Source organism: Glycomyces xiaoerkulensis (assembly GCF_002798405.1).
In the GTDB taxonomy this organism is placed as follows: domain Bacteria; phylum Actinomycetota; class Actinomycetes; order Mycobacteriales; family Micromonosporaceae; genus Glycomyces; species Glycomyces xiaoerkulensis.
Genome location: NZ_PGGV01000033.1, coordinates 157,368 through 183,206, shown reverse-complemented (window position 1 = coordinate 183,206; position 25,839 = coordinate 157,368). Strand labels below are relative to the sequence as shown.

The window sequence follows — 25,839 nt, the reverse complement described above, 5'->3', positions numbered from 1 at the left end:
GATGTATTTGACGAGGATGCGGCTCAACACCGCGCGCCGAGGCGCCGGGAAGCTGCTCGGGTCGCCGCAGGCCATGCACGCAGCGGTGCTCCACGGCTTCCCCAGTGAGGCCGCGGCCTCGCCGGAAGGCGGTCGCACGCTGTGGCGCTTGGACTTCGAGTCCAGGCACGATGCCCTGCTGTATGTGCTCAGCGCCGAGGAGCCGGACCTCACGCACCTGGTCGAGCAGGCCGGCTGGCCGACCCGGTCCGGCGGCTGGGAGTCGCGTCGGTACGACACGCTGCTGAAGCGGTTGGGGGCGGGCCAGCGCTGGGCGTTCCGGCTGACGGCCAACCCGACCCGGAGCGGACGCAACCACAAGAAGGAAGGGTCGCCCACGCAGCATTTCGGGCACGTCACCGCGGGCCAGCAGGTCGACTGGCTGCTGCACCGGGCCGAGCGGTTCGGTTTCACCGTCCCGACCGGTTCGTCGGGAGAGCCGAACCTGGCGCTGCGGCGGCGCGAGCAGCGGAGGTTCCACCGTTCGGGGAGTCCGAAGCCGGTCACGTTGCAGTTCGCGACGTACGAGGGGGTGCTCGAGGTCGAAGATCCGGAGTCGCTGCGCGGCGCACTCGTCTCCGGCATCGGCCGGGCCAAGGCGTACGGCTGCGGGCTGATGACGCTCGCACCGGCGGGGTAGGGCCGTGCCGATGGCAGGAGTCCCGCCGCCGAAGCTGCCGGAGCTGGTGCGAGCCCAGGACCGGCTGACGTTCGTCTACGTGGAGCGGTGCGTCGTGCATCGCGACAGCAACGCGATCACGGCGACCGACGAGTCCGGCACGATCCATATCCCGGCGGCGACGCTCGGGGCGCTGCTCATGGGTCCGGGAACTCGAGTCACTCACGCGGCGATGATGACGCTGGCTTCCAGCGGGTCCACTGCGGTGTGGGTGGGCGAGCGCGGGGTGCGGTACTACGCGCACGGGCGTTCGCTGGCGGAGTCGAGCCGGGTGATCGAGGCGCAGGCGCGACTCGTCTCGAATCGGGCCTCGCGGCTGGCGGTGGCGCGGAAGATGTATCAGATGCGCTTCCCGGGCGAGGACGTTTCGGAGCTGTCGATGCAGCAGTTGCGGGGGCGTGAGGGCGCGAGAGTCCGGCGCTGCTACCGGGTGCATTCGGATCGGACCGGCGTGGCGTGGTCGACCAGGAACTACGACAGCGAGGATTTCGAAAGCGGGACGCCTATCAATCAGGCGTTGTCGGTGGCGCATTCGTGCCTGTACGGGGTGGTCCACGCCGTGATCGTGGCGCTGGGTGCGTCGCCGTCGCTCGGTTTCGTGCATACCGGTCACGCGCGGGCGTTCGTCCACGACGTCGCCGACCTCTACAAGGCGGAGGTGACGATTCCGATCGCCTTCGACGTGGTGGCGGGCGGGCCGACCGATATCGCCGGTGAGGCGAGGCGGGCGGTCCGGAATGCGATGGCGGACGGAAAGCTGCTGGGGCGGTGCGTGTCCGACATCCGGATGCTCCTGCTCGATGAGGACACGCAGGCGCAGTCCTATGACGACGAGGGTTGGCTCGAGTCGAACATCGTCTACCTGTGGGACGAATACGACAAGGACGTCGTCGGAGGGGTGAACCACGGTGATCCGGCCGATGACGACGGTGAGTTCGAGGTGGACTTCTGATGACGGTTATCGTCCTGACCGCTTGTCCGGTGAGCCTGCGGGGCCATCTGACGCAATGGCTGCTGGAGATCTCGGCGGGGGTGTTCGTCGGGAAGGTGAGCAAGCGAGTGCGGGTGCGGCTGTGGGACAAGGTTCAAGAACTCGCCGGGCCAGGGCGTGCGCTGCTCGTCTATTCATCGAGAGGCGAGCAAGGTTTGAGTTTCGAGGTACACGACCATCATTGGGAGACCGTAGATCTCGACGGGCTGACGCTCATCAAGCGGCCTGCGGAGAAGAAGAGCACCGCCAAGCGGCAGCCGGGGTGGAGCAACGCATCGAAGCGACGACGGTTCGGCCGGAGGAGTCCTTTATAGATGGACGGTTCAAAGTGAATCCAGAATGAGGTGCTAGGCTACATACCAGCAGGTCAGCAAGTGTGCTCCCCGCGCAGGCGGGGATGATCCCCGGTACAAGGATTATGCCACATTGTATTATCAGTGCTCCCCGCGCAGGCGGGGATGATCCCTCGGCATTGGCGTACGCGGCCATCTGGAGCGCGTGCTCCCCGCGCAGGCGGGGATGATCCTATCTGCCTATTCATGCCAGGTGTGTACTGGGAGTGCTCCCCGCGCAGGCGGGGATGATCCCAATCCATAGGGCCATTAGGGCATACTCTCCCGGTGCTCCCCGCGCAGGCGGGGATGATCCCCGTCGTCCTCAGCGGTGGGTCTGGCCTGCGCGGTGCTCCCCGCGCAGGCGGGGATGATCCCGAATCGGCCGGGCGACGAGCATGCCGCACGACGTGCTCCCCGCGCAGGCGGGGATGATCCCCGGTGCAGGAGCGGCCCCCGGAACAGGCACTTGTGCTCCCCGCGCAGGCGGGGATGATCCCCCAACGCTCGACGACATGACCAGGGGCCTGATGTGCTCCCCGCGCAGGCGGGGATGATCCCACCGCCACCGCGGCCGGACACACCCGCACCCAGTGCTCCCCGCGCAGGCGGGGATGATCCCGGGGAGTTCGTGGTCAACGCCGATGCGACCGCGTGCTCCCCGCGCAGGCGGGGATGATCCGCTCTCGGGGCCGAGGTCGCCGATGTTGGAGAGGTGCTCCCCGCGCAGGCGGGGATGATCCCGAGCGGATGCCCGAATCGATGATGCTCCCAAAGTGCTCCCCGCGCAGGCGGGGATGATCCCTACCAGCATCGCAAGGCCCGCTCCCATGGCGGGTGCTCCCCGCGCAGGCGGGGATGATCCGTCGAACACCACCATCGGGTTCTTGATGCCCAAGTGCTCCCCGCGCAGGCGGGGATGATCCCCAGGAGGCGCCGTAGTCGGTGGCCTCCAGGCCGTGCTCCCCGCGCAGGCGGGGATGATCCCACCCGTACCCCTATCCGTGGACGTTTCGGCGGGTGCTCCCCGCGCAGGCGGGGATGATCCCTGGTAGGCGGCGCGCTGCATCGCCGTGGGCATGTGCTCCCCGCGCAGGCGGGGATGGTCTTCAAAACGGGCGAAACTGGCTCATGGTATCGGTACTTTTCGTACCATTCCGGATGGAAGCGATACATCGGACCATTGACGTGAATGATCCGATCGCCGCCAACGGGAAGGATACCGGTGAAAGAATCCGCTCTGCGCCTGATCGCGGCCGCCTCGGCTGCGATGATGACGACCGCGCTGGCCGCCACGCCCGCCCAAGCCGAGTCATCGAACACCGACAGCATCGACTGGGGGTCGTGCCCCGGACCTGAAGACGAGACGGTCGAGTGCGCCACCATCAACGTCCCGCTCGACTACACCGCACCACGCGGTCAGACGATCGAGATCGGCCTCGCCCGCCGCCAGGCGGCCGACCCGAGCCGCAGGATGGGCTCGATCCTGATGGACCCCGGCGGTCCGGGCGGTTCCGGAGTCGCCTCCGTGCGGCAGGTCAACCCGCTGCCTCCTGCGGTCGCCGAACGGTTCGACATCGTCGGCTTCGACCCGCGCGGCGTCAACACCAGCAGCCGCGTCGACTGCGGCGCGGACGCACTCGGAGCGGTCGTCGCCATCGGGGTCCCGACGAGCCCGGAGGAGTTCGAGCAGCTCGAAGCGGCCAACGCCGACCTCGCCGCCGAATGCCGCAAGCGCACCGGGCCGCTGTTCGACCACGTCGACAACCAGCACACCGTCGAGGACATGGAACGCATCCGCCGCGCCCTCGGCGACGGCAAGCTCAATTACCTCGGCTACTCCTACGGGACCCTCATGGGCCAGCAGTACGCCGAGACCTACCCGCACCAGATCCGCACGATGGTCCTCGACGGCAACATGGACCACAGCCTGCGGTCCACCTACGATTTCATGGCGACCGAGACCGCACCGGTGGAGGAGAACTTCCTGGCCTTCGCCGAATGGTGCGAAGGGGCACCGCGTTGCACCCTCCACGGCGATGACGTCGCCGAGGTCTACGCCGACCTCAAGGCCGCCGCGCGCGCCGGCGAGCTGACCGACCCGTACACCGGCGCACCGCTCGACTTCTACGAGCTCACGGTCCGCATCTTCGACGTGAACTTCCCGCAGTCCTGGCCGGGCCTCGCCGAACGCCTGGCCGCACTGCGCGACGGCGAACCGCTCGACGGCGCATCGCCGTTGCCGGAGGACGCGACTGTCGAGTACCCGTACTACCCGATGTGGTGCCAGGACTGGGGCTTCGACATCGCCGACTACGACGAGTTCGAAGCGCTCACCGGCAAACTCGCCGAACAATACCCGAACGTCGAGTGGACGCCTTACATCGAGAACGCCATCGCCTGCATCGGTTCGGGCATCGAACACGCCAACCCGCGCGGCGAAGTCGATGCCGACCAGGCACCGCCGCTGGTGTTGATCGGGAACCGGCACGATTTCGCCACCGTCTACGAGTGGACCCGGTCCGCCGCCGAGCAGACCGGCGGGCACCTGGTCACGTACGAAGGCTACTGGCACACGATCTACGGGCACGGCTACTCACAGTGCGTCGACGAGGCGGTAAACGCCTACTTCCTGGAGCGGACGATCCCCGCCGAGGGCCTGAGCTGCCCGAACCTCGACTTTCCGAACTTCGGGCGCAGCCCGTCCGAGCCGCCCCGGCGGCTGCCGGGCATGGTCGGGCCGTACTAGCGAGGAAGAGGAGCACGCCCGACGAGTGAGCGGGCAGGGGGTTGGGGGTTGCGGAGCCGCCGAGGGGACTCGAACCCCTAACCCTCAACTTACAAGGTTGATGCTCTGCCAATTGAGCTACAGCGGCAGGTCGGCCCCATGACCTTGCGGGCCGACCCGATTGTACTCGACTTCCCCGTCCGACCCGATCCCCGACCGGCTACCGGCCGCGCCGGGCGCGCTCGGCGAGCCACCCCGCCATCGCGCGCACACCGAAGCCGATGGCCCGCTCGTCGGGGTCGAAGCCCCCGAAGTGCGGGTAGCTGGTGGCGACCTCGGCCTCCGGAGCGCGGACGCCGAGATAGGTGAAGGAACCGGGCAGCCGGTCCAGGAACAGCGCGAAGTCCTCGCCGCTGAACGGGACTGCTGCGTGCAGCACCGTCGCCGAGTCACGGCCGATGGCGCGTCGCAGGTGGCGCTCGACCGCGCGGCCGTCCTTCTCGGGGCAGATCATGGCCGGGAACGGCTCTGGTGGGAAGCTCACCTGCACTTCGCCGTGGGAGGACGCGATCCGGCCTATCTCCTCCCGGATGTCGCCGTACCGCTCCTCGGGCCAACACCGGTAGGAGACTTCGACTTCGGCCCGTTCCGCGGTGTCGGTGCCGCCGACCCGAGCCTGCAGGAACACGAAACGGCTCAGTGGACTGTCCGGGGTCTGGAGATCCGCGACGAGTTGCTCCAGGTCCTCGGGCGTCTGCGGCGGCAGTACCGTGGCGAGCGCGCGGACCTCGGCGGCGAGTTGCTCGGCACGTTCGACCGCGTCGGCGCCGGTGACGGTGAGCACGCCGCGGTCCTGTCCCGGCAGCCCGGTCCCCGGCGTGACCGCGAACTCCCCGACCGGGAACGGTCCGCAGTGCAGCGCATGGATTTCATCAGGAGTCGTCTGGTCGAGGACGCCGTCGTCGATCATTGCTCGGGCGCCGGTCAGGGTCTCCTCGGCCGGTTGGAAGAGGAAGGCGACCGTGCCGCGAAGCCGCCCCCGCAACTGCGCCAGGGTCTGCGCGACGCCGACGCCCACGGTGGTGTGCAGGTCGTGCCCGCACAGGTGAGCCGGGGCGTCACCGCCCCCGATCTGGCCGGCCACGGGAACGGCGTCCATGTCCGCCCGGTAGGCCACCGTGCGGCCGGGGCACTCGCCTTCGAGGACGCCGACGACGCCGTGGCCCCCGACTCCCGTGGTCACGGTGAGGTCGGCCTCGTCCAGCAGTTCCGCCACCGCGGCGGCGGTGCGGCTTTCGTTCCCCGGTCCTTCGGGGTGGGCGTGGATGTCGCGGCGCAGCGCGATCAGGTCCTCTTCGAGCGAGGAGGCGGTGTCGTCGATCAGTTCCTGATCCAAGGGGCGTCTTCCTCGTGGTCCGGCTGCGTATACGGGTGTCTGCGAAGCGGCCACGACGCCCGCTGCTGCGGCGCCGCCGAGCATGGCTCGGCGGGTGATGGGGTGATTTCCGTTCGGTCGGCTCATGTTCCCTCCTGAACTGACGGTGCGTCCCGACAAGGGACGGCTACCGCAATTCTGCGGAATACGAGGCCGCACGCGCAGTCATGCTGACCGCCGTCTACTGGGTAAGGCCAACCCTTCCATCGGCGCAACGCCTCAGCGGCCGAAGCCGCTTCGGGTATCGGACCCGAGCGGAGTTACCGCTGCGCGGCGTCGAGGAAGGCGGTGAAGTCTCCGGCGGCGAGGTCGAAGACCGGGGAGTCGTGCCCGAGCTTGGAGTCACGGACCTGGAAGCCGGTGGCGCGGGGCCGGGCTTCGACGCAATCGCTCTGGGCAGTGCTGCTGCTTCTGGAGCTCTTTCGCCAGCTTTGTCGGCACTCGACGCAGTTGCTCTGGGCTGTGTCGCTGCTTCGGGCGCTCTTCCGCCAACTGGTGAACGCGGTCATTCGAGGAATACTCCGATCGGTGTCACACGCGGGGTGAGGTCGTCGACTACCCGATGATACAGGGCGAGGCTCTCAGCATCCTCGATGTGGCGGCTCTGGTCGAGCGACTCAACGTAGACGAACGACGGCCCGGCGTTTGGAGCACCTCCAGGCAGGAAGAGCTCGAATCCGTGCGGTGTGAGTGGTGGTCCCTGCATGACCTGCACCTCACAATTCGGTCGCGCGTCGATCTCCTTGAGCCGTTGAATCTGCTTATCACGGCTTCTCGAAGGGAGTCGATCCAGATCGGCGATGGCTGAGGCATCGATGATGAAGGTCGACCGGGCATTCGTTCGCGCCTCCCAGGCCGCAATCCGCCGCTCCTTGCGCTTCCAGTGGGCGATCTTCGGTGTCGGGTCGCCCATGGGATCAGGGAGCAGCCCCATGTGATAGTCCTCGATCTGGAGCAGACCTGGGATATACCTTGTCAATACCTTGATTAGCACGCCGTAGTATTGCTCGGCGCGCTCCACTATGAAGATGTTTCGCTGGTGGAGATCCGACACGATCCCGGATGTGTTGAGTTGTTCCGCAACGTGTTCCAGGAAGAACGTCCGCTCCGCGTCGACGCCGAGCTTGCGGCAGATCGCGACCACGTTGGCCGCATCGGGGAGGCGTTCGCGCCGCTCCCAGTACCCAACGGTGTTGGTGTGCTTGCCGATCGCGTTGGCGATCCAGCGCTGCGATCGTCCGCTCTCAATGCGGATGGCCATCAGCTCGACTGGCAGGAACCACTCAGCGGCACTCGAGATCCCCATCGAGTCCTCCCGTCACTCGGAATGAACAACCGATGGTAATGGATCATCTCACGTTGCGACTCATGCAGAGTCGGCGCCCTTTCCACAATATCGACACACAATATTTATGGCGCAATATTGTGTATGGTCATTGTGGATATCGTCCGGACTCGGGCCGACCCCTGCGATGTTCGCTGTGGTCAGCCCTCGCGGAACCTGAAGACCTGCATGCCCTCTTCCACGAAGCAGGCCAGGTACGTGTCCGAAGGCTGGCAGTAGTACATAGCCAGGGCGTCCCTCAACAGGGTCCGGCTGCCGTCCCGGACTCCGAGGCCGACCACCTGGTCCTCGTTCAGCGAGCCGTACCCGTCCCACGTCGGCCAGGAAAGGGCGCTGCCGCCGTCTATGTCGCGGAAGTACTCCACCTTGCTCTCGCCGACCGGCTCGAAGTCCTTGTCGTAGACCTGGGTGCGGAGGTCCTCGCCCTCGTACTGCCGGACCATCAGCCGGTCGCCCACCGCCGTCACGCCCCAGTATTCGCCTTCGTCGAACTCATGGGCCCAATCGTCCCCGCTGGCGTCGTAGACCCGGAAGGTGGACCGGTCGGAGCCGGCGATCTCCTCGTTGACGCAGACCCGGCCCTCGCCGCACGGCTCGATCCAAGCCGGTGAGACGTCGCCGTCGCGGACCCGGACCGAACCGGCCGCGGACAGCTCGTCGTCCCCGATCTCGTAGGTCAGCAGCCGGTATCCGGTCTCGTTGGGACTGGCGACGTACAGGACGCCGTCGTATGCGAAGTATTCGTCCTCGGCGCGCTCGACCTGTTCGGAGATGAGCTCCTCGCCGGAATCGATGTCGAGGATGTGGACGACGCCGTCATCGGTCACCGCCCAGATCCGACCGTCGCCGTTGATCGGCTGCTGGCCGTTCACCAGGACCTCGGACGTCTCGACCACGCTCCACTCCGTGATGGTCTGCTCACCGAAATCCCAGTCGGCGACGCGTCCGCCCTCGGCGTTGTAGACATCGATCGACGACCCGCCTTCCCACGCCGAGATGAGATAGTCACCGCCGGTGCTCTGCGCCCCGCCCGAGGCCGCTCGGTGGATCTCGAGCGTCTCGCCGTCGTCCCAGTCGAGGAAGAACCAGTTGTAGTCGTTGTCGGTCTCCTGATTGAGGGCGATAATGCCGTCCTCGGCGTAGACGGAATCCCAGCCTTCACCGAAGATCACCTTCTCCTCGTCCCAGAGCGCTTCGCCGGTCTCGTTCCGGACCGCCTGCAGGTGCAGCTCCTCCTCGTCGCCGCTGCCGACGGTGTAGGCGAACAGGGTCCGGTCGTCGGTGACACGGACCCGGTAGAAGTCCCCCCGGTCTTCCTCGACGGCGTACGGGATCGGATCGGCGACCTCGGTGAGGTCGATGAAGTCACGCTGCTTGTAGGGGTCGGTGAAGTACATCCAGGCCAGCGGCGCCGCGATCGCCACCGCGGCCACCGCGGCGGCGATGGCGATGATCTTGCCGCGCCTCCTCGGCCGTTTCGGCCCGCCGCCGGGGAGCGGCAGGCCCACGGTGGCGTCGGGCGTGGGGGTCTGCGGCGGCAGGCTCCCCGGCTGGTAGGCACCGGTCTGGGGGCTCTGCGGCTGCGGCTGCGGCGGGGACATGCTCGGCGGCGGCGTCACCGGCGCCGGACCGGAGACGGCCACGGCCGCGCCCTCGCTGACCGGCAGTTCGGGCTGCTCCAGCACCGTCGGGGCGAAGCCGAGCTGCTCGTGCAGGACCTTCGACACCAGCGGCATCCGGCTCGACCCGCCGACCAGGAACAGCCCGGTCAACTGGTCGGGGCTGCGGCCGGTCAGCCCGATCACGCGCTGAGTCTCGCCGACCGCGCGCGACAGCAGCGGCCGGGCCAACTGGTCGAGTTCGCCGCGAGTGAGGTGCAGGGCCTGCTCCAGGCCGGGGACGGTCACCGGGGCGACCGAGGACCGCGACAGCATCTCCTTGGCGCCGCGCACGTCGTCCCACAGGGTGCGCCGGTCGCGCATGTCGGTGGCGGTCGCCGGCTGTTCGAGCCGCTTCCACAGCTCGGGGTCGCGCTGCTTGACCGTCTCACCGATGTGGGCGACCAGGGCGGCGTCGAAGTCGAGGCCGCCGAGGTCGGACAGGCCGCCGTCGGCGAGCATCCCGAACGAGCCGTCGCCGCGCCGTTCGACCACGGCCACGTCGAGGGTGCCGCCGCCGAAGTCGAACACCGCCAGGGCCTGGCCGGGGTCGATCGGGTGGGACAGGCGCCCGGTGTAGTAGTGGGCGGCGGCCACCGGCTCGGTGACGATCTGGACCGGGGCGTACCCGGCCTTCGCGGCGGCGTCGTGCAGGGCGGCGCGGCGCTGCTCCCCCCAGGCGGCCGGGCAGGTCAGCACGGTGTTCGGCAGCCCGCCGATCGCTTCGACGGCCTGCTGCGCCACGCGTGTCAGGATCGCGGCGAACGCGCTGGTCACCGGGATCTCGCGGTCGCCGAGCAGCAGGGTGCCGTCGCCGACGCGCTGCTTCGGGTTCGGCTCGAACCGCTCGGGCGCGGTCGGGCCCAGCCGGACGGCATCGCGTCCTACGTGGATGGTTCCGGCTTCGTCGAGGAACACCGCCGAGGGCATGACGGGTGAGCCGTCGAACAGCAGCGGGCGGGTCCTCCCGTCGGGCCAGACGACCACCGCGACCGTGTGCGAGGTGCCGAGGTCGACGCTCAGGAGGTATTCGGCCGGCATGGCAGGTGCAGCTCCAGGGACTTGAGGAGGGCGGGTTCGAGCTCAGGTTATCGGGTGCCGTCTAGCGGCGCTGCCGCTGGACCTCGGCCAGGGCGACCGACGCGGCGACCGAGGCGTTGAGCGACTCGACCTCGGAGGCGATGGGGATCCCGACCCGGAAGTCGCAGGTCTCGGCGACCAGGCGGGAGACGCCCTTGCCCTCGTCGCCGACGACGATGAGGAGGGGGTCGGCGGCCGCCTGCATGTCGTAGACGTCGCCGTCGCCTCCGGCGTCGAGCGCGACGGTCATGTACCTGGCGTCCTGGCAGGTCTTGACGGTCCTGGCGAGGTTGACGACCTTGGCGACCGGCAGCCGCGCCGCGGCGCCGGCGGAGGTCCGCCAGGCCACGGCGGTGACGCTGGCGGCGCGGCGGGAGGGGATGATCAGGCCGTGGCCGCCGAAGGCGGCGGTGGACCGGATGATCGCGCCGAGGTTGCGCGGGTCGGTGACGCCGTCGAGGGCGATCAGGAGCGGCGCGGTGCCGGAGGTCTTCGCGGTTTCCAGGACCGAATCGAGCCCGGCGTACCGGTACGGCTCGACTTCCAGGCCGATCCCCTGGTGGTGGGCTCCGGCCGTGCGGCGGTCGAGGTCGCGGCGGGACAGTTCCTTGACCGGGAGGTCGCGGTTGTCGGCCAGGCGGACCGATTCGGAGACGCGGTCGTCCAGGTCGGTGCCGTAGGCCACGTACAGCGCCGTGGACGGCACCTTGGCGCGGAGCGCTTCGAGCACGGGGTTGCGTCCGAGGATGAGCTCGGGCCCCTCGTCGCGCTCGCGCCCGCGCCCTTGCCGCGGCTTGCCGACGCGGCCGGCGGCGGGCCTGCCCTCGGCTTCGGCCTTGGCGCGCTCCTTGTCCTGCTTCCACTTGGTCTTGCGGGGCTTGTCCTCGCCGGTGTAGGCCTTGTGCCAGGGCCGGTCCTCGGCCTTGAGGGTGCGGCCCTTCCCGGCCAGGCCCTTCTTCTGCCCGCCCGTGCCCTTCTTGGAGCCGGGCTTGGCGGTCTTGCGGCGGTTCGGATGGCCGCCCTTGCTGCTCATGGGTTTCAGTCCCCCCGGGGATCTAGTCGACGGTCCACACCGGTCCGCGAGGGGTGTCCTTCACGGTCACGCCGGCACGGGCCAGTTCATCGCGGATGCGGTCGGCGGCGGCGTAGTCCTTGCGGCCGCGAGCCGCTTCCCGCTGTTCGAGCGCGATCTCGACCAGGGAGTCGACCACGCCGGTGAGCCGGGACTCGGCCGGCTCGTCCCAGTGCGGGTCGAGCGGGTCGAGCCCGAGCTGATCGAGCATAGCTCGCACCCCGCCGGCGATGTTGGCCGCGGCGGTGTCCCGGCCCGCGTCGAGAGCGGCGTTGCCCTCGCGGGCCATGTCGTGGATCGCGGCCACCGCGGCGGGCGTGTTGAGGTCGTCGTCCATCGCGTTCACGAACTCGGAGCAGGCCATACCGCCGATGGTGGCCTCGAGGCCGAGGGACTCCTTGGCGCGGTGGACGAAGTTCGACAGCCGGTCCCAGGCGCTCTGGGCCTCGCCGAGGGCGGACTCGGAGAAGTCGACCGCGGAGCGGTAGTGCACCGACACCAGGTAGTAGCGGATGTCGACCGGGCGGTAGCCCTTCTCCCCCAGGGCGCCGACGCTGAGGGTGTTGCCCAGCGACTTGCTCATCTTGGTGCCCGAGAGGTTGAGCATGCCGTTGTGGACCCAGAAGTCCGCGAACCCCAGGCCGGCGGCGCCGGACTGGGCGAGCTCGTTCTCGTGGTGCGGGAACATGATGTCGGTGCCGCCGCCGTGGATGTCGAACCCGTCGCCGAGGTACCGGCGGGCCATGGCCGAGCATTCGATGTGCCAACCGGGGCGGCCGGGCCCCCACGGGGAGGACCAGGCGGCGTCGTCCGGCTCGCCGGGCTTGTGGGCCTTCCAGAGGCCGAAGTCGCGGGGGTCGCGCTTGTCTCCGGCATCGGGGCTGGAGCGCATGTCCTCGGGCTTGCGGTGGGACAGCGCGCCGTAGTCGGGCCAGGAGGCCACCGAGAACCACACGTCGCCCGCGTCGGTGACGTAGGCGTGGCCGCGGTCGACCAGCTCGGAGATGAGGTCGATCATCTGGGTGACGTGCCCGGTGGCGCGCGGCTCGTAGGTGGGCTGCTCGACCCCGAGGGCGGCGTAGTCGGCCGCGAGGATGCGCTCGTTCTCGTAGGCGATGGCCCACCACGGGCGGCTCTGCTCGGCGCCGCGGACCAGGATCTTGTCGTCGATGTCGGTGAGGTTGCGGACGTAGGTGACGCGGTGGCCGCGGTGGCGCAGCCAGCGGACGAGCACGTCGTAGGAGACCCCGGAGCGCAGGTGGCCGATGTGGGGCGGGCCCTGGACGGTGAGCCCGCACAGGTACACGCCTACCTCCCCGGTCTTCCGGGGCCGGAAGTCGCGGACGGATCGGGTGCCGGTGTCGTACAGTCGCAGGCTCACCCGGTCAAGTCTAACGGCCCGGGGCCTGGCGGCCCCGGGCCGTGGGTCCGTGTCGCGTGCCTGGTCAGGCGTCGGCACGGCCCCGGCGGCGGGCCAGCAGCAGGACGCCGCCGGCCAGCGCCAGCGCGCCCGCGGCGCCCGCCAGGAGCCCGGTCGCGGTGCTGCCGGTGTCGGGCAGCGCGCCGGTGCCGGGGTCGGCCGACTCGCCGCCTTCCTCGCCGCCGGCGTCGCCGGGCTCCCCGCCGGTGATGTCGAACAGGGTGGTGGTGCCGGAGACCTCGTTGCCGACCGCGAGCATGGGACGGCCGGTCGGGGACCGGTCGCCGTCGATGAACACGATGCTCTCGGGGGCCAGGTCCCCGGCGTCGCCTTCGCCGGGCTCGACGGCGAAGTCGCGTTCGGTGCCGTAGTCGACGAAGGAGGCCGAGGCCGGGTCGGTGATGTCGTAGATCATGATCCCGCCCTGGCGTTCGAGGCCGATGAAGGCGTAGGTGCGGTCGCCGACGGCGCCGACGGCGACGTCCTCGGGTTCGGGGCCCTTGTCGTCGGACCGGGAGTCGAACTCGTTCTCGTCGTTGTCGGCGTTGAAGTGGTCGGGGTGGGTCTCGGCGATGATCCGCTCGAAGTCGGAGCCGGAGTCGAAGACGAGTTCGCCGTCGGCGGTCCAGATGGAGAACGAGCGGCCGCCGTAGGAGTACAGCTCGTCGTAGCAGCCGGATTCGGTCAGTCCGGCGCTGGTGGTGACCTTGAGGCGGCCGAGGTGCTCCTCGGCCTGGAGTTCGGCGAGGTCCATTCCGGCGAAGCGGTCGGCGTCGGCGCACAGTTCGAGGTCGGCCACGCGGGCCTCCTCGGAGTAGGCGTCCCAGTCGCGGGCGTCGCCTTCGTTGGCGGTGACCAGGTAGGTCTCTCCGCCGGCGGTGTGGAGGTCGAAGCCGTCGGGCAGGTAGTAGCCGTAGACGGGCCAGGGGGCGATGTCGATCGCGTCGTCGCGGTTGGAGGCGTCGAGTTCGTTGCCTTCGAGCAGGTGGTCCTTGACGCCGAGGGGGTGGATCGCGGTGATCTCGGCGGCGTCGACGTCGAGCACGGCGATCGCGTTGTTCTCCTGGAGGGTGACGTAGGCGGTGTGCTCGTCGGCGGCGACGATGTACTCGGGTTCGAGGTTGGTCGAGACGGCGTCGTCGGTCTCGAGGGTGCCTTCGGGGCCGAAGACGCGGACCCCGTCGGGCGCGCCGGTGCCGTCCCAGGCGGTGAAGTCCGCGGTCGCGGCGGTGAAGTCGGCCGTGTCGACGACGGTGACGGTCCCGGGCGGGTCGGCCGAGTAGTCGTCGGCGGGTTCGCCTTCGCCCGCGACCAGGAGGTGGCCGCCTCCGGGGGTGAAGGCGACGGAGTCGGGGAGGGCGCCGGCGGGGACGTGGTCGACCGGTTCGCCGTCGGCGGTGAAGAGGATCGCCCGGCCGGTGTCGGTCTTGACCGGGGGTTCGGCGGCGACGGCGACCAGGCCGTCGTGGACCGCGACGGAGTTGACCGTCCAGCCGGTCTCCTCGACCGCGGCCGAGGCGTCGATCTCGAAGAGCTTCTCCGGGTGGGCCGGGTCGGAGGCGTCGAGGACGTCGACGACGCCGGCCTCGGCGTTGACCACGAACAGCCGCCGGGTGCCGGCGTCGTAGGCGACGATCTCGGCGGCGGAGGCGTCGAAGGAGCCGTTCGCGTAGGAGCCGAGGGCGGTCAGTTCGATCGCGGGACCGGCGCCGTCCTGGGCGTCGGCGAACGCGGTCGGGAAGGCGGCGGCCGTCAGTCCGACGGCCAGTGCGGGTATGAACAAGCGTTTGCGCAAGGCGGTTCCTCTGCTGGGGTCGGGCGGGGACGGGCCCAGTCGACCGGAGGGAGTGGACGCCGATTCGAGCGGGAACTGAACCTCCCGTGAACACCCGGACGCGAATCGGTCCAGCCGGTGGCGGGTGGTACCCGGGTACTACCGCGGCCGTCGCCTCCTACCGCCGAAGGAGCGCGAAATCGGCCCCAGCAGGGACGCGCGGAGGGCGTGATCGGCCTAGTGTGGGGGTCATGTGCGGCAGTTACGTCCGCAATGGAAAGGGAACCCGATGATAACCGCGAAAGACCTGTACAAAAGGTACAGGAATACCGTTGCGGTGGACAATCTCTCGTTCGAGGTCCGCCCCGGTGTGGTGACCGGCTTCCTGGGGCCCAACGGCTCCGGGAAGTCCACGACCATGAGGCTCATGCTCGGCCTCGACCACGGCGAGGGCGAGACGCTGTTCGACGGTGAACGGTTCAGCTCGATCCGCCGGCCCATGAACCGGGTCGGCACGCTGCTCGAGGCCAAGCCGTTCCACCCCACCCGCAACGCCCGCAATCACCTGAAACTGCTCGGCTCGGCGAACGGCGTCTCCGACGCCCGGATCGACGAGGTCATGGAGCTCGTCGGGCTCGGGCCGGTGAAACGGAAGAAGCCGAAGGGCTACTCGCTGGGCATGGCGCAGCGGCTCGGCCTGGCGCAGGCGCTGCTGGGCGACCCGAAGATCCTGATGCTCGACGAGCCGACCAACGGCCTCGACCCGCACGGCATCCACTGGATGCGAGACCTGCTCAAGAAGCTCGCCGACGAGGGCCGCACCATCTTCGTCTCCAGCCATCTGCTGTCGGAGATGCAGTTGATGGCCGACGAGCTGGTGGTCATCGGGAAGGGCTCGATGCTCTACAACGGCGACGTCGACCAGTTCGTGCGCGAGTTCACCCAGTCGACGGTCGTCGTCCGCAGTCCTTCCGCCACCGAGTTCGCCGAGCGCCTCGAAGTCAAGGGCGCGACCGTCGTCAAGGGCTCCGAAGGCGAGCTGGTGATCTCCGGCATGGAGATCGACGCGGTGGGGCACCTGGCGTTCACCGAAGGGATCGAGCTGGCCGAACTGTCCCGCCGCAGCGCCTCCCTCGAAGAGGCGTTCATGTCCGCGACCGGCGCCTCCGAGGAGTTCGTCGCGACCGAACCGCCCACGTCCGCGACCCAGAAGCCCGGTGGTGCCGACCATGCTTGACGCTCTGCGATTCGAATGGACGCGGCTGAGGACGCTGCGTTCGACCTACTGGCTGATCGGCATCGGCCTGCTCTGCGCGGCGGGGATCGCCGTCATCCTCGGTTTCGCGGCCCGCGACGAGCCGCTGGGCAACGAGATCCTGTCCGTGGCGATCAACGGCGGCGCCTCCTTCGGCATCCCGTTCCTGGCGGTGTTCCTGGCCATCATCGGGATCTTCGCCACCGGCCACGAGTACCGGCACGGCACGATCCAGCCCACGCTCACCGCCCTCCCGCAGCGGTCGCGGCTCATCGCGGCGAAGATCCTCGTCGTCGCCACGACCACTGTGGTGGTGACGGTCGTGTCGATGCTGATCAACGTCGGCGTGGTGCTGGCGTTCTGGGGCGAGGCGCCCGGGCTGTTCGAGAGCCCGCTCGACGAGGCGCTGCTCGGGTACCTGGTGTACACGCTGATCTACGCGATGACCGGCCTCGGGCTGGGCCTGCTGTTCCGCGGCGTGCCCTCGGCGCTGGTCGTGATCTTCCTGATGCCGCTGATCATCGAATCGGTGATCATGGGACTCGCCTTCATCCCCGCCATGGACTGGCTGGTGCCGGTGGTGAAGTTCCTGCCGTTCACCGCCGGGGCGCAGCTCATGGCGGTGGGGCCGGCGGACATGGGCCCCGGGGCACCGGACTTCGACCTGTTCAGCCGCTGGGGCGGCGGAGCCGTCTTCGCGATCTTCGCCGCGCTGATCATCAGCGCCGCATGGACCCTGTTCAAGCGGCGCGACGCCTGACCACCGGTGCGCCCGCAGCACAGATGAAAGCGGCCCGGGACTCGCGTCCCGGGCCGCTGCGTTCGGTCGGTTATACCGGCCTGAACAGCGTTTCGGCGTCGTCGGCGGTGACGGCGCGTTCAAGCCAGGAGCACAGGAGCTCGGGATCGCTGCAGGAGGCGATCCGCTCGCGGTCGGCCTGGCTCAGCTCGATGCCGCGGCTATCGACTACCAACAGCAGCACGTAGACCATGCCTTGCAGGCGGCCCTCTTCGCGGCCAGCTTCTCGGCCCTCCTCGCGGCCCTCCTCGCGGCCCGTCAGGCGCATCTGCGACGGGTACTTGTACGGCATGCGCTCAAGGTATTCGGGCCGACACAGGTTCTCCCGCAACGCGACCGCGTGTCATTTGTCGGGATTCCGACACCGCTTGCGCACCGGACGACGAACGGCCCGGGACGCGAGTCCCGGGCCGCGGATCCTTTGCAGGATCTACTGCTTGGCTTCGAGTTCCCGGCGGACCAGGTCGGCCACCTGCATGGAGTTGAGGGCGGCGCCCTTCATGAGGTTGTCGCCGACGACGAAGAACTCCAGGGAGTTCGGGAAGTCGATCGACCGGCGGACGCGCCCGGCCTGGGTGCCGGGCTTGCCGACCCCGTCGATCGGCATCGGGAACTCCATGTTCTCCGGGTCGTCGACCAGATCGACGCCCGGCGCGTCCCGGAGCGCCCGGTGCGCCTCGGCGACCGAGACCTCGCGCTCGAAGGTGGCGTGGACGGCCTGCGAGTGGCCCACGGCCACCGGCACGCGCACGCACGTCGAGGCGACCTTGAGGTCGGGCAGGCCGAGGATCTTGCGGGACTCGTTGCGGACCTTCAGCTCCTCGGAGGTCCAGCCGCCGTCGCGCCAGCCGCCGACCTTCGGGACGACGTTGAGCGCCAGCGGAGCCCCGAAGGGGGCGTCGTACTCCTCGCCGAGGACGGCGCGGACGTCGCCGGGTTCGGTGCCGATCCGCTCCACGCCGGCGGACTTGTCGATCTGGGCGTAGAGGGACTCCAGGCCCTCCTTGCCGGAGCCGGAGGCGGCCTGGTAGGAGGAGACGCTCATCGACCGCAGGCCGAACGCCCCGTCCAGCGCGGCGAGGGTCGGGATGAGCGCGAGCGTGGTGCAGTTGGCGTTGGCGATGACACCCTTGGGCCGGGTGTGCGCATCGTCGGGGTTGGCCTCGGGGCACACCAGCGGGACCTCGGGGTCCATGCGGAAGGTCGCGGACTTGTCGACCACGACCGCGCCCTTCTCGGTGGCGACCGGGACCCATTCGGCGCTGACGTCGTCGGGCAGGTCGAAGTGGGCGATGTCGACCCCTTCGAACGCCTCGGCGCTGATGGCCTGGACGGTGACCGCCTCGTCCCCCACGTACAGGGTCTTGCCGGCCGAGCGGGGCGAGGCCAGCAGGCGGATCTCGCCCCACTTCTCGCGCTCGGCGGCCAGCAGGCGGCACATGATCGAACCGACGACGCCGGTGGCGCCGACGATGGCTACGGTGAGTTTGCGGCTCATGTCTATCGCCCCGTTCCCGCGTAGACGACGGCCTCTTCAGCGCCGCCGAGCTCGAACTGGTCGTGGACCGCGCGCACCGCGTCGTCCAGTTCGGTGTCGCGGCAGACCACCGAGATGCGGATCTCGGAGGTCGAGATGATCTCGATGTTGACCCCGGAGTCGGCCAGCGCCTGGCAGAAGTTCGCCGTCACGCCCGGGTGCGAGCGCATCCCGGCCCCGACCAGCGAGATCTTGCCGACGTGCTCGTCGAAGATGAGCTTGTCGAACCCGATCAGCTCCTGGTTCTTCTTGAGCGCCTCGGTGGCCTGCGGGCCGACGTCCTTCGGGAGCGTGAAGGAGATGTCGGTGTGGCCGTTGCCGGTGGTCGAGACGTTCTGGACGATCATGTCGATGTCGATCTCGGCGTCGGCGATCACCTTGAAGATCGACGCGGCCGCGCCCGGCTTGTCGGGTACGCGCGTGACGGTGATCTTGGCTTCGGAGCGGTCGTGCGCGACGCCGCTGATGAGTGCTTGCTCCACGGGCAGCTCCTCCATGTAACCCGACACCATGGTGCCGGTCTTGTGCGAGTACGACGAGCGGACATGCAGCGGGATGCCGTAGCGGCGGGCGTACTCCACGCTGCGCAGATGCAGGATCTTGGCGCCGGAGGCGGCCATCTCCAGCATCTCTTCGAAGGTGATCTTCTCCAGGCGCTTCGCGTTGGGGACGATGCGCGGGTCGGCGGTGTAGACGCCGTCGACGTCCGAGTAGATCTCGCAGACGTCGGCTCGGAGGGCGGCGGCCAGCGCGACGGCGGTCGTGTCGGAGCCGCCGCGGCCGAGCGTGGTGATGTCCTTGGTGTCCTGGCTGACGCCCTGGAATCCGGCCACGATGGTGATGTAGCCCTCGTCGAGCGAGGAGCGGATGCGTCCGGGGGTGACGTCGATGATGCGGGCCTCGCCGTGGGAGGCGGTGGTGAGCATGCCCGCCTGGGAGCCGGTGAAGGACCGGGCCTGGAAGCCGAGGTTGTTGATGGCCATCGCGAGCAGGGCCATGGAGATGCGCTCGCCGGAGGTGAGCAGCATGTCGAGCTCGCGGGGCTCGGGGAGCGGTGAGACCTGGCCGGCCATGTCAAGCAGGTCATCGGTGGTGTCGCCCATCGCGGAGACGACGACCACGACGTCGTCGCCGCGCTTTCGGGTGGCGACGATCCGCTCGGCCACGCGCTTGACGCGTTCGGGGTTCTCGACCGATGATCCGCCGTACTTTTGCACGACCAGCGCCACGGGATTCACCTCATGTCTCTGTTTTCTCGGGTGCTGTCGGCCCTCGCCGGTAAGCGACGGCCACACAACCCTAGCGGCGGTCACCGGCGTGGCGCCAGGTCATACCGCTTCGAGAGACGCAGAATCGCGCTGTGGCACCGAAATCGGCAATCATCACAGTGGTATCGATCACGATTCTGGCGGGCTGCGGTTCGGCGACGGCGGTCGACGAGTCCGAGCCGGCCCCGCGGCGCGAGAGCGCGCAGGCGGCGATGATCGGGCGGGTCACGAAGGCGCTGGACACGACGTTCACCGCCGAGTACGCCTGGTCCGAGGGCGGGACGGTGACGGTGTGGGCGGCCGAGGACGGGACGTGGCGGGTGGACGTGCCGGGGTGGGCCCACGGCGGCGAGGTGGACGTGTCGGTGGCGTGGACGACCGGGGGTTTCTTCCAGTGCGCGGAGGAGGAGTGCGTGAAGCTGGCCGGGATCACCGGCCGGATACCGGAGCGGTTCGATCCGAAGGTGCAGCGGCCGTTCGTGGAGTGGCTGCCGCTGCTGCTGGACCGCCACATGCCGTTCTCGGTCACCCGGGAGGGTGATTGCTTCACGCTGACGCCGAACACGGTGGTGGTGGAGACGCCGTTCCCGCCGGGCGAGTGGTGTCTGGACCGGGCGGGTGCGATCCTGTCGGTGACCGGTCCGGACGTGGGCGAGTTGGCCCTGGAGGGGGAGCCGGAGGCGCCGGTCGAGACGGTGCAACTGCCGGGGGAGGTCGTCGAGGGCGATCCTTTGGGCCGCAAGGCCCCAAAGCCGCCAAAGCCGGAAACTCCCACACCTTCACCAAGCCCAACAGTCACAACAGATTCGCCTGACAGAGAGTAAGGAAGGCGACAAGAGGACGCGGAAACGCGCCTGAGCGTGGCACCATGAAGTTTGGCACCGTGCCAGGGTTCGCGACGCGGACCTGCTGACCACACCATTCAGGTGATACCAGATGAACGGACCGATCGACCGGCACGCCCAGACCTCCGTGCCGATCCACCCGCTGTTGGCGAGCCGCCACTCGACCAGGGCCCTCGAGCCCGGGATCGAAGTGAGCGACGAGCAGTTCACGGCTCTGCTGGAGGCCGCCCGCTGGGCGCCCAGCTCGGGCAACACGCAGCCGTGGCGGTTCATCCTCGCCAGGCGGGACACCCCTGACTTCAAGCGGGTGCTCGACTGCCTCAATCCGGGCAACGCCGAGTGGTCCCAGCACGCCTCGGCGCTGCTGGTGGCCGTCCTGACCGAGTCCAACGAGAAGGGCTCGCTCTCGCACGCGGCGTACGACCTGGGCCAGTCCATGGCCCACCTGACCTTCCAGGCCCTCGCCGAGGGGCTGACGGTCCGGCAGATGGCCGGATTCGACGCCGAGGCCCTCGCCGGGGAGTTCGGGCTGCAGGCGGCGCTGAAGCCGACTTCGGTGGCCGCCATCGGCGTGCCCGGGGATCCGGGGCGCCTGGACGAGAGCGTCGCGGCCCCGGACCTGCGGCCGCGGTGGCGCATTCCGCTCGAGGAGCTGCTGATCGGCTGACCTTCTCAATATCCAGACACGGCGTCGACCGTGGGTGCCGCCGGGTGTAGGCTCGGCGGCAGTCATGCGGTACTCGATGCTCCTTAGCTGCCGCGGCGGGGCCCACTAGGTCGGCTCCCTCGCCGCGGGTTCTGTCATGCCGGCTGGCGAACCATCCGCAGTTTTCTTCTCAGGAGCAACCGTTGACCATTCCCGCTTTCGCCGACCGCGTCAAGCGATACCGGCCGTACCGTTCCCAGTTCTCGGTCGATCTGCCCGACCGGACCTGGCCCGACCGGATCATCGAGTCCTCGCCGGTATGGTGCGCCGTCGACCTGCGCGACGGCAACCAGGCGCTGATCGACCCGATGACGCCCGACCGCAAGAAGACCATGTTCCAACTGCTGGTCGACATGGGCTACAAGGAGATCGAGGTCGGCTTCCCCTCGGCCTCGCAGACCGACTTCGACTTCGTCCGGCTGCTGATCGAGCAGGATCTGATCCCCGACGACGTCACCATCCAGGTGCTGACGCAGTGCCGCGAGCCGCTGATCGAGCGGACCTTCGAGAGCCTGCGCGGCGCCAAGCAGGCGATCGTCCACTTCTACAACTCGACCTCGGTGCTGCAGCGCCGCGTGGTGTTCGGCCTGGACAAGGACGGCATCACCGACATCGCCACGCAGGGCGCGCGGCTGTGCATGAAGTACGCCGAGGCGATCACTCCGGACACGGCGATCCGCTACGAGTACTCCCCCGAGTCCTACACCGGCACCGAGCTCGAGTACGCCCTCGAGGTGAGCTCGAAGGTCGCCGAGATCATTCAGCCGCGCCCCGACTGGCCGCTGATCGTGAACCTGCCCGCGACGGTGGAGATGGCCACCCCGAACGTGTACGCCGACTCGATCGAGTGGATGAGCCGGCACCTGCCGTACCGGGATTCGATCCTGCTGTCGGTCCACCCGCACAACGACCGCGGCACCGCGGTGGCGGCCGCCGAGCTGGCAGTCCAGGCCGGGGCCGACCGCATCGAGGGCTGCCTGTTCGGCAACGGCGAGCGGACCGGCAACGTCTGCCTGGTCACCCTCGGCATGAACCTGTTCAGCCAGGGCGTCGACCCGGGCATCGACTTCTCCAACATCGATGAGATCAAGCGAGCGGTCGAGTACTGCAACCAGCTCCCCGTGCACGAGCGGCACCCGTACGCGGGCGACCTGGTCTACACCGCGTTCTCCGGCTCCCACCAGGACGCCATCAAGAAGGGCTTCGCGTTCCTGGAGAAGGACGCCGAGGAGGCCGGCGAGCCGGTCGACGAGTACACGTGGGGCGTCCCGTACCTGCCGATCGACCCCAAGGACGTCGGCCGCACCTACGAGGCGGTCATCCGCGTCAACTCGCAGTCGGGCAAGGGCGGGGTCGCCTACGTCATGCACAGCGAGTACGGCTTCGACCTGCCGCGGCGCATGCAGATCGAGTTCAGCCAGGCGATCCAGCGGCACACCGACGCCTCGGGCAAAGAGGTGTCCTCCGCCGAGATCCACGAGGTCTTCCGCGCCGAGTACCACCCGGACTACCAGCCGCGGCAGCGCCTGGTCGTGGACGACCACAGCACGGCCTACACCGACGAGACCCTCACCCTGGACGCGCACATCAACCTGGACGGCGTCGAGCAGAAGATCAGCGGCACCGGCAACGGCCCGCTCTCGGCCTTCACCGACGCACTGTCCTCGGTGGGCGTCGAGGTGGAGGTCCTGGACTACCACGAGCACGCCCTGTCATCGGGGCAGAACGCGCAGGCGGCCTCGTACGTGGAATGCGTGGTCGGCGGCCGGACCGTATGGGGCGCCGGCGTCCACCCGAACATCGTCCTGGCGACGATGCGGGCGGTGGCCAGCGCCTACAACCGCTCCTGATGCGGCGGCGCCGTCCGGCCGCGCGGCCGGACGGCGCCCCGTTCACTCTCGCTCGGCGAGGACCTTGTGCAGGGCGGCGGCGAACGCCTCCGGCTCGCCGGTCTGGCCGTACTCGCCTCCGAGGAACCCGGCGTGGCCGCCGGGGAACTCGACCGCGGCGGTCCCCAGCCGCTCGGCCACGGCCCGTGAGGCACGGGCGGTGAACTCCTCGCCCGAATCGGCTCCGACACCGACGACGATGCGGGTGGAGGCCGCCCGGAGCGCATCGAAATCGAGCTCGTAGGCGTTGCACGTCATCAGGTTCTGCCCGAGCAGCGAGTCGTCGCGCGAGCCGTCGTCCTCTGTCGGCAGTCCGAAGTCGGCGGGGTCCGGTGCGGGCCTGCTCGTGAAATCGGCCGGAACCGGGCCCTCGTGCGAGATGAAGGCGATGAACTTCGCCATCGCCGGGCCGAAGCCGGACCGCAGGTAGGTCTCGCGGATGTCCCGCATGACCGCGAGGACCTCCTCGTGGTCCGGCACCTCCCGGGCGGCGGGCGGTTCGTGGGCGACCAGGGTGCGCACCTGCTCGGGGTGGCGGGCCGCCAGGGCGAGGGCGTTGACCGCCCCGCCGCTGCTGGCGAAGAGGTCGACCGGTCCGGTGCCGAGCGCCTCGATCAGCCGGTGCAGGTCGTCGGCGTGCTCGTCGGGCGAGGTCTCGACGGTGGCGTCGGCGCGTTCGCTGCGCTCGGAGCCGCGGGGGTCGTAGGTCACCACCGTGCGGTCGGTGAAGTGACCGGCCAGAGTGCCGAACCCGGCGGCGGCCATCGGCGATCCGATCAGCAGCAGGGCGGGCTCGGCGGCGGTGCCGGTTCGGACGTCGTAGTGCAGGACGGCGCCGGGTGCTTCCAGGGTGTGCGTCTGTGGCTCGGTCATGGTGTCTCCTGGGTTTCTCGGGTTGCTTACCAATGGAGACGAGCCGGAGCGGTTGAATTCATCGCCGCGGGCGGCGGCCGAGGGACGGACTCCGCACGCTCGCGGTCTATCGAACCGAAGTTCGATATCATTGATGTCACTGTCATCGATGTTAGTATCATCAATGATAGTGACATGTATCACTTTTACATCTCCACCGTTGACCACCGGAGGACCGGAGTTCACAGAGCTCAGCGCAGGTACCGTCTCGTGCCGCGAGGGCGTCGCGGGAACGGTCTCGGCGCCCCTGCGGACCGGCCGAGCGCGCCGGTAGCCTTGGCCCACGTGTCTGCTGCGCCCAACCTCGTGAACCTCGAGGCCGTCTCCAAGGCCTATCCCGACCAGGTCGTCCTCGACGCCGTCTCGCTCGGCATCACCGCCGGGCAGCGCGTCGGCGTCGTCGGCCGCAACGGCGACGGCAAGTCCACGCTGCTGCGCCTGATCGGGAGGGCCGACCCGCCCGACTCCGGCCGGGTCGTCCACACCGGCGGCACCGCCGTCGCGGGCCTCGGCCAGGCCGACGCGCTCGACGACGCCTCCACCGTGCGAGCGACGCTGTTCGGCGACGCCCCCGACCACGAATGGGCCTCCTCCCCGCACGTCCGCGAAGTGCTCACCGGCCTGTTCGGCGGCCTCGACGCCCCCGGCCTCCCCGACGGGCTCGAGACCGCGGTCGGCACCCTCTCCGGGGGCGAGCGCCGCCGCACCGACCTCGCCCGCGTCCTGGTCGACCCCGCCGACCTGCTGCTGCTCGACGAGCCCACCAACCACCTCGACATCGAGGGCATCGCCTGGCTCGCCGCCTACCTGCGCGGGATCAAGTCCGCCATCGCCGTGGTCACCCACGACCGGTGGTTCCTCGACGAGATCTGCGACCGGATCTGGGACATCCAGCGCGGCACCGTCTTCGAGTACGACGGGGGCTACAGCGCCTACGTCGCCGCCCGCGCCGAACGCGAGCGCCAGGCGGCCCTGGCCGAAGAGAAGCGGCAGAACCTGCTGCGCAAGGAGCTCGCCTGGCTGCGGCGGGGCCCGAAGGCCCGCACCTCCAAGTCGAAGTTCCGCATCGATGCGGCCAACGACCTGATCGCGGACGAGCCGCCCCCGCGCGACACCGCCGAACTGGTCGGCTTCGCCACCGCCCGGCTGGGCAAGACCGTCTTTGAAGCCCACGACGTCACCGTCGCCGCCGGCGACCAGGTCCTGCTGGAGCACCTGGACTGGATCCTGGGGCCCGGCAAGCGGGTCGGGCTGGTCGGCGTCAACGGCTCCGGGAAGACCTCGCTGCTGCGGACCCTGGCCGAGGCGACCGAGGACCGGCAGCCGGCCGCCGGGCGGATCAAAGTGGGGCGGACGGTGAAGCTGGCGTGGCTGAGCCAGCACATGGAGGAGCTCGACGGCTCCTGGCGGGTGCTCGAGGCGATCGAGCGGGTCGCCAAGCGGGTGCAGCTCGGCAAGCGGGAGATGTCGGCCTCGCAGTTGGCCGAGCGGCTCGGCTTCTCCGGCGGCCGGCAGTGGACGCCGGTCGCCGACCTCTCCGGCGGGCAGCGGCGCCGCCTCCAGTTGGCGCGGCTGCTGATGGCCGAGCCGAACGTGCTGTTCCTCGACGAGCCCACCAACGACCTCGACATCGAGACGCTCACGCAGCTCGAGGACCTGCTCGACGACTGGCCGGGCACGATGATCGTGGTCAGCCACGACCGCTACTTCACCGAGCGGGTCGCCGACGAGACCTGGGCGCTGCTGGGCGACCGGCGGCTGAGGATGCTGCCGGGCGGCATCGAGGAGTACCTGGAGCGCCGCGCCGAGGCCAAGGCCGCCGGGCCGGCCGCGCCGACGTCGAAGGCCAAGGCGCCCTCGCAGGCGACGGTCGACCGCGCCGCCCAGAAGGAGATGTCCAAGCTGGAGCGCCGCCTGGAGAAGGTCGAGGGCCGCATCGCCGACCTCCACGCCGACATGGCCGAGTACGCCACCGACGCCGACAAGCTCACCGAGCTGGGAGAGCGCCTAGCCGAACTGGAGGGCGAGCGCGACCGGATCGAAGATCGGTGGATGGAGCTGGCCGGCTGAGGTCC

21 protein-coding genes, 1 tRNA gene and 1 CRISPR repeat array are annotated in these 25,839 nt (G+C 69.3%); of the genes, 10 read left to right on the top strand and 12 right to left on the bottom strand.

What is annotated here, in order from left to right; all coding sequences use genetic code 11:
• Position 1: 1 nt before the first annotated feature.
• The 4 genes from cas6e to CUT39_RS14430 all read left to right on the top strand — a co-directional run bounded on the left by cas6e (position 2) and on the right by CUT39_RS14430 (position 4,790).
• On the top strand, positions 2 to 679 hold the full coding sequence (cas6e, locus tag CUT39_RS14445; RefSeq protein WP_100447755.1) for a type I-E CRISPR-associated protein Cas6/Cse3/CasE: 678 nt from the start codon (positions 2 to 4) through the stop codon (positions 677 to 679).
• A gap of 4 nt (positions 680 to 683) precedes the next feature.
• Positions 684 to 1,670, top strand: coding sequence for a type I-E CRISPR-associated endonuclease Cas1e (gene cas1e, locus CUT39_RS14440; protein ID WP_408611150.1), 987 nt, complete (start codon positions 684 to 686; stop codon positions 1,668 to 1,670).
• Positions 1,670 to 2,023: a type I-E CRISPR-associated endoribonuclease Cas2e gene (gene cas2e / locus CUT39_RS14435; protein WP_100447751.1), complete on the top strand. Its 354-nt coding sequence runs from the start codon at positions 1,670 to 1,672 to the stop codon at positions 2,021 to 2,023. Before cas1e ends, cas2e begins: the two co-directional genes overlap by 1 nt.
• Positions 2,024 to 2,085: 62 nt before the next feature.
• Positions 2,086 to 3,151: direct repeats of the CRISPR family, unit length 29 nt; unit sequence GTGCTCCCCGCGCAGGCGGGGATGATCCC.
• A gap of 115 nt (positions 3,152 to 3,266) precedes the next feature.
• Complete coding sequence (locus CUT39_RS14430) at positions 3,267 to 4,790, top strand: alpha/beta hydrolase (RefSeq protein WP_232805768.1); 1,524 nt, start codon at positions 3,267 to 3,269, stop codon at positions 4,788 to 4,790.
• 54 nt (positions 4,791 to 4,844) lie between these two features.
• Here CUT39_RS14430 and CUT39_RS14425 read toward each other — a convergent pair.
• The 8 genes from CUT39_RS14425 to CUT39_RS14390 form a co-directional block, all read right to left on the bottom strand.
• A tRNA-Thr gene (locus CUT39_RS14425) sits at positions 4,845 to 4,917 on the bottom strand.
• Between the two features lie 72 nt (positions 4,918 to 4,989).
• A complete protein-coding gene (locus tag CUT39_RS14420) occupies positions 4,990 to 6,291 on the bottom strand; it encodes a M20 metallopeptidase family protein (protein WP_408611149.1) in 1,302 nt (433 codons plus the stop codon).
• 173 nt (positions 6,292 to 6,464) lie between these two features.
• Positions 6,465 to 6,713 carry a DUF397 domain-containing protein gene (locus CUT39_RS14415; protein WP_100447745.1) on the bottom strand — a complete coding sequence of 83 codons (249 nt, stop codon included), beginning with the start codon at positions 6,711 to 6,713 and terminating at the stop codon, positions 6,465 to 6,467.
• A complete protein-coding gene (locus CUT39_RS14410) occupies positions 6,710 to 7,510 on the bottom strand; it encodes a Scr1 family TA system antitoxin-like transcriptional regulator (RefSeq protein ID WP_100447743.1) in 801 nt (266 codons plus the stop codon). Before CUT39_RS14410 ends, CUT39_RS14415 begins: the two co-directional genes overlap by 4 nt.
• A gap of 179 nt (positions 7,511 to 7,689) precedes the next feature.
• Positions 7,690 to 10,248, bottom strand: a complete 2,559-nt coding sequence (locus tag CUT39_RS14405) for an Hsp70 family protein (protein WP_100447741.1) — start codon at positions 10,246 to 10,248, stop codon at positions 7,690 to 7,692.
• A gap of 61 nt (positions 10,249 to 10,309) precedes the next feature.
• The gene (rlmB, locus tag CUT39_RS14400; RefSeq protein WP_100447739.1) at positions 10,310 to 11,320 is read right to left on the bottom strand and encodes a 23S rRNA (guanosine(2251)-2'-O)-methyltransferase RlmB; all 1,011 of its coding nucleotides are present in this window, start codon (positions 11,318 to 11,320) and stop codon (positions 10,310 to 10,312) included.
• A gap of 22 nt (positions 11,321 to 11,342) precedes the next feature.
• Positions 11,343 to 12,740: a cysteine--tRNA ligase gene (gene cysS / locus CUT39_RS14395; protein ID WP_100447737.1), complete on the bottom strand. Its 1,398-nt coding sequence runs from the start codon at positions 12,738 to 12,740 to the stop codon at positions 11,343 to 11,345.
• Positions 12,741 to 12,804: 64 nt separating this feature from the next.
• Entirely contained in the window at positions 12,805 to 14,574 is a 1,770-nt protein-coding gene (locus CUT39_RS14390; protein ID WP_157930700.1) for a choice-of-anchor I family protein, read from the bottom strand.
• A gap of 316 nt (positions 14,575 to 14,890) precedes the next feature.
• Here CUT39_RS14390 and CUT39_RS14385 point away from each other — a divergent pair, with 316 nt between their 5' ends.
• Positions 14,891 to 15,790: an ATP-binding cassette domain-containing protein gene (locus tag CUT39_RS14385; protein WP_157930699.1), complete on the top strand. Its 900-nt coding sequence runs from the start codon at positions 14,891 to 14,893 to the stop codon at positions 15,788 to 15,790.
• Positions 15,783 to 16,568: a hypothetical protein gene (locus tag CUT39_RS14380; RefSeq protein WP_157930698.1), complete on the top strand. Its 786-nt coding sequence runs from the start codon at positions 15,783 to 15,785 to the stop codon at positions 16,566 to 16,568. The genes CUT39_RS14385 and CUT39_RS14380 overlap by 8 nt, the downstream gene beginning before the upstream one ends.
• A 70-nt stretch (positions 16,569 to 16,638) precedes the next feature.
• Here CUT39_RS14380 and CUT39_RS14375 read toward each other — a convergent pair whose 3' ends face one another.
• From CUT39_RS14375 to CUT39_RS14365, 3 genes are all read right to left on the bottom strand, one after another.
• Positions 16,639 to 16,899, bottom strand: a complete 261-nt coding sequence (locus tag CUT39_RS14375) for a hypothetical protein (protein WP_100447731.1) — start codon at positions 16,897 to 16,899, stop codon at positions 16,639 to 16,641.
• Positions 16,900 to 17,037: 138 nt separating this feature from the next.
• The gene (locus tag CUT39_RS14370) at positions 17,038 to 18,105 is read right to left on the bottom strand and encodes an aspartate-semialdehyde dehydrogenase (RefSeq protein ID WP_100447729.1); all 1,068 of its coding nucleotides are present in this window, start codon (positions 18,103 to 18,105) and stop codon (positions 17,038 to 17,040) included.
• Positions 18,106 to 18,107: 2 nt separating this feature from the next.
• Positions 18,108 to 19,373: an aspartate kinase gene (locus CUT39_RS14365; protein ID WP_100447727.1), complete on the bottom strand. Its 1,266-nt coding sequence runs from the start codon at positions 19,371 to 19,373 to the stop codon at positions 18,108 to 18,110.
• Positions 19,374 to 19,504: 131 nt separating this feature from the next.
• On the opposite strand from CUT39_RS14365, the gene CUT39_RS14360 reads away from it, so the two are divergent.
• From CUT39_RS14360 to leuA, 3 genes are all read left to right on the top strand, one after another.
• The gene (locus CUT39_RS14360) at positions 19,505 to 20,236 is read left to right on the top strand and encodes a hypothetical protein (RefSeq protein ID WP_157930697.1); all 732 of its coding nucleotides are present in this window, start codon (positions 19,505 to 19,507) and stop codon (positions 20,234 to 20,236) included.
• Between the two features lie 112 nt (positions 20,237 to 20,348).
• A complete protein-coding gene (locus tag CUT39_RS14355) occupies positions 20,349 to 20,924 on the top strand; it encodes a nitroreductase family protein (RefSeq protein WP_100447723.1) in 576 nt (191 codons plus the stop codon).
• Positions 20,925 to 21,112: 188 nt separating this feature from the next.
• Positions 21,113 to 22,813 (top strand): 2-isopropylmalate synthase, encoded by a 1,701-nt coding sequence (leuA, locus tag CUT39_RS14350; RefSeq protein ID WP_100448269.1) that lies wholly within the window; start codon positions 21,113 to 21,115, stop codon positions 22,811 to 22,813.
• Between the two features lie 42 nt (positions 22,814 to 22,855).
• On the opposite strand, the gene CUT39_RS14345 is transcribed toward leuA, so the two are convergent.
• Positions 22,856 to 23,725 carry an alpha/beta hydrolase gene (locus tag CUT39_RS14345; RefSeq protein WP_100447721.1) on the bottom strand — a complete coding sequence of 290 codons (870 nt, stop codon included), beginning with the start codon at positions 23,723 to 23,725 and terminating at the stop codon, positions 22,856 to 22,858.
• Between the two features lie 324 nt (positions 23,726 to 24,049).
• On the opposite strand from CUT39_RS14345, the gene CUT39_RS14340 reads away from it, so the two are divergent.
• Positions 24,050 to 25,834, top strand: coding sequence for an ABC-F family ATP-binding cassette domain-containing protein (locus CUT39_RS14340; protein ID WP_232805765.1), 1,785 nt, complete (start codon positions 24,050 to 24,052; stop codon positions 25,832 to 25,834).
• Positions 25,835 to 25,839: the final 5 nt, after the last annotated feature.

Coding starts and splice junctions, on each gene's coding strand:
- CUT39_RS14380 (WP_157930698.1), top strand. CDS start 15,783: ATGCTTGACGCTCTGCGATTCGAATGGACGCGGCTGAGGACGCTGCGT.
- CUT39_RS14345 (WP_100447721.1), bottom strand. CDS start 23,725: ATGACCGAGCCACAGACGCACACCCTGGAAGCACCCGGCGCCGTCCTG.
- CUT39_RS14410 (WP_100447743.1), bottom strand. CDS start 7,510: ATGGGGATCTCGAGTGCCGCTGAGTGGTTCCTGCCAGTCGAGCTGATG.
- cas2e (WP_100447751.1), top strand. CDS start 1,670: ATGACGGTTATCGTCCTGACCGCTTGTCCGGTGAGCCTGCGGGGCCAT.
- CUT39_RS14370 (WP_100447729.1), bottom strand. CDS start 18,105: ATGAGCCGCAAACTCACCGTAGCCATCGTCGGCGCCACCGGCGTCGTC.
- rlmB (WP_100447739.1), bottom strand. CDS start 11,320: ATGAGCAGCAAGGGCGGCCATCCGAACCGCCGCAAGACCGCCAAGCCC.
- CUT39_RS14405 (WP_100447741.1), bottom strand. CDS start 10,248: ATGCCGGCCGAATACCTCCTGAGCGTCGACCTCGGCACCTCGCACACG.
- CUT39_RS14415 (WP_100447745.1), bottom strand. CDS start 6,713: ATGACCGCGTTCACCAGTTGGCGGAAGAGCGCCCGAAGCAGCGACACA.
- CUT39_RS14355 (WP_100447723.1), top strand. CDS start 20,349: ATGAACGGACCGATCGACCGGCACGCCCAGACCTCCGTGCCGATCCAC.
- CUT39_RS14375 (WP_100447731.1), bottom strand. CDS start 16,899: ATGCCGTACAAGTACCCGTCGCAGATGCGCCTGACGGGCCGCGAGGAG.
- cas6e (WP_100447755.1), top strand. CDS start 2: ATGTATTTGACGAGGATGCGGCTCAACACCGCGCGCCGAGGCGCCGGG.
- CUT39_RS14420 (WP_408611149.1), bottom strand. CDS start 6,291: ATGAGCCGACCGAACGGAAATCACCCCATCACCCGCCGAGCCATGCTC.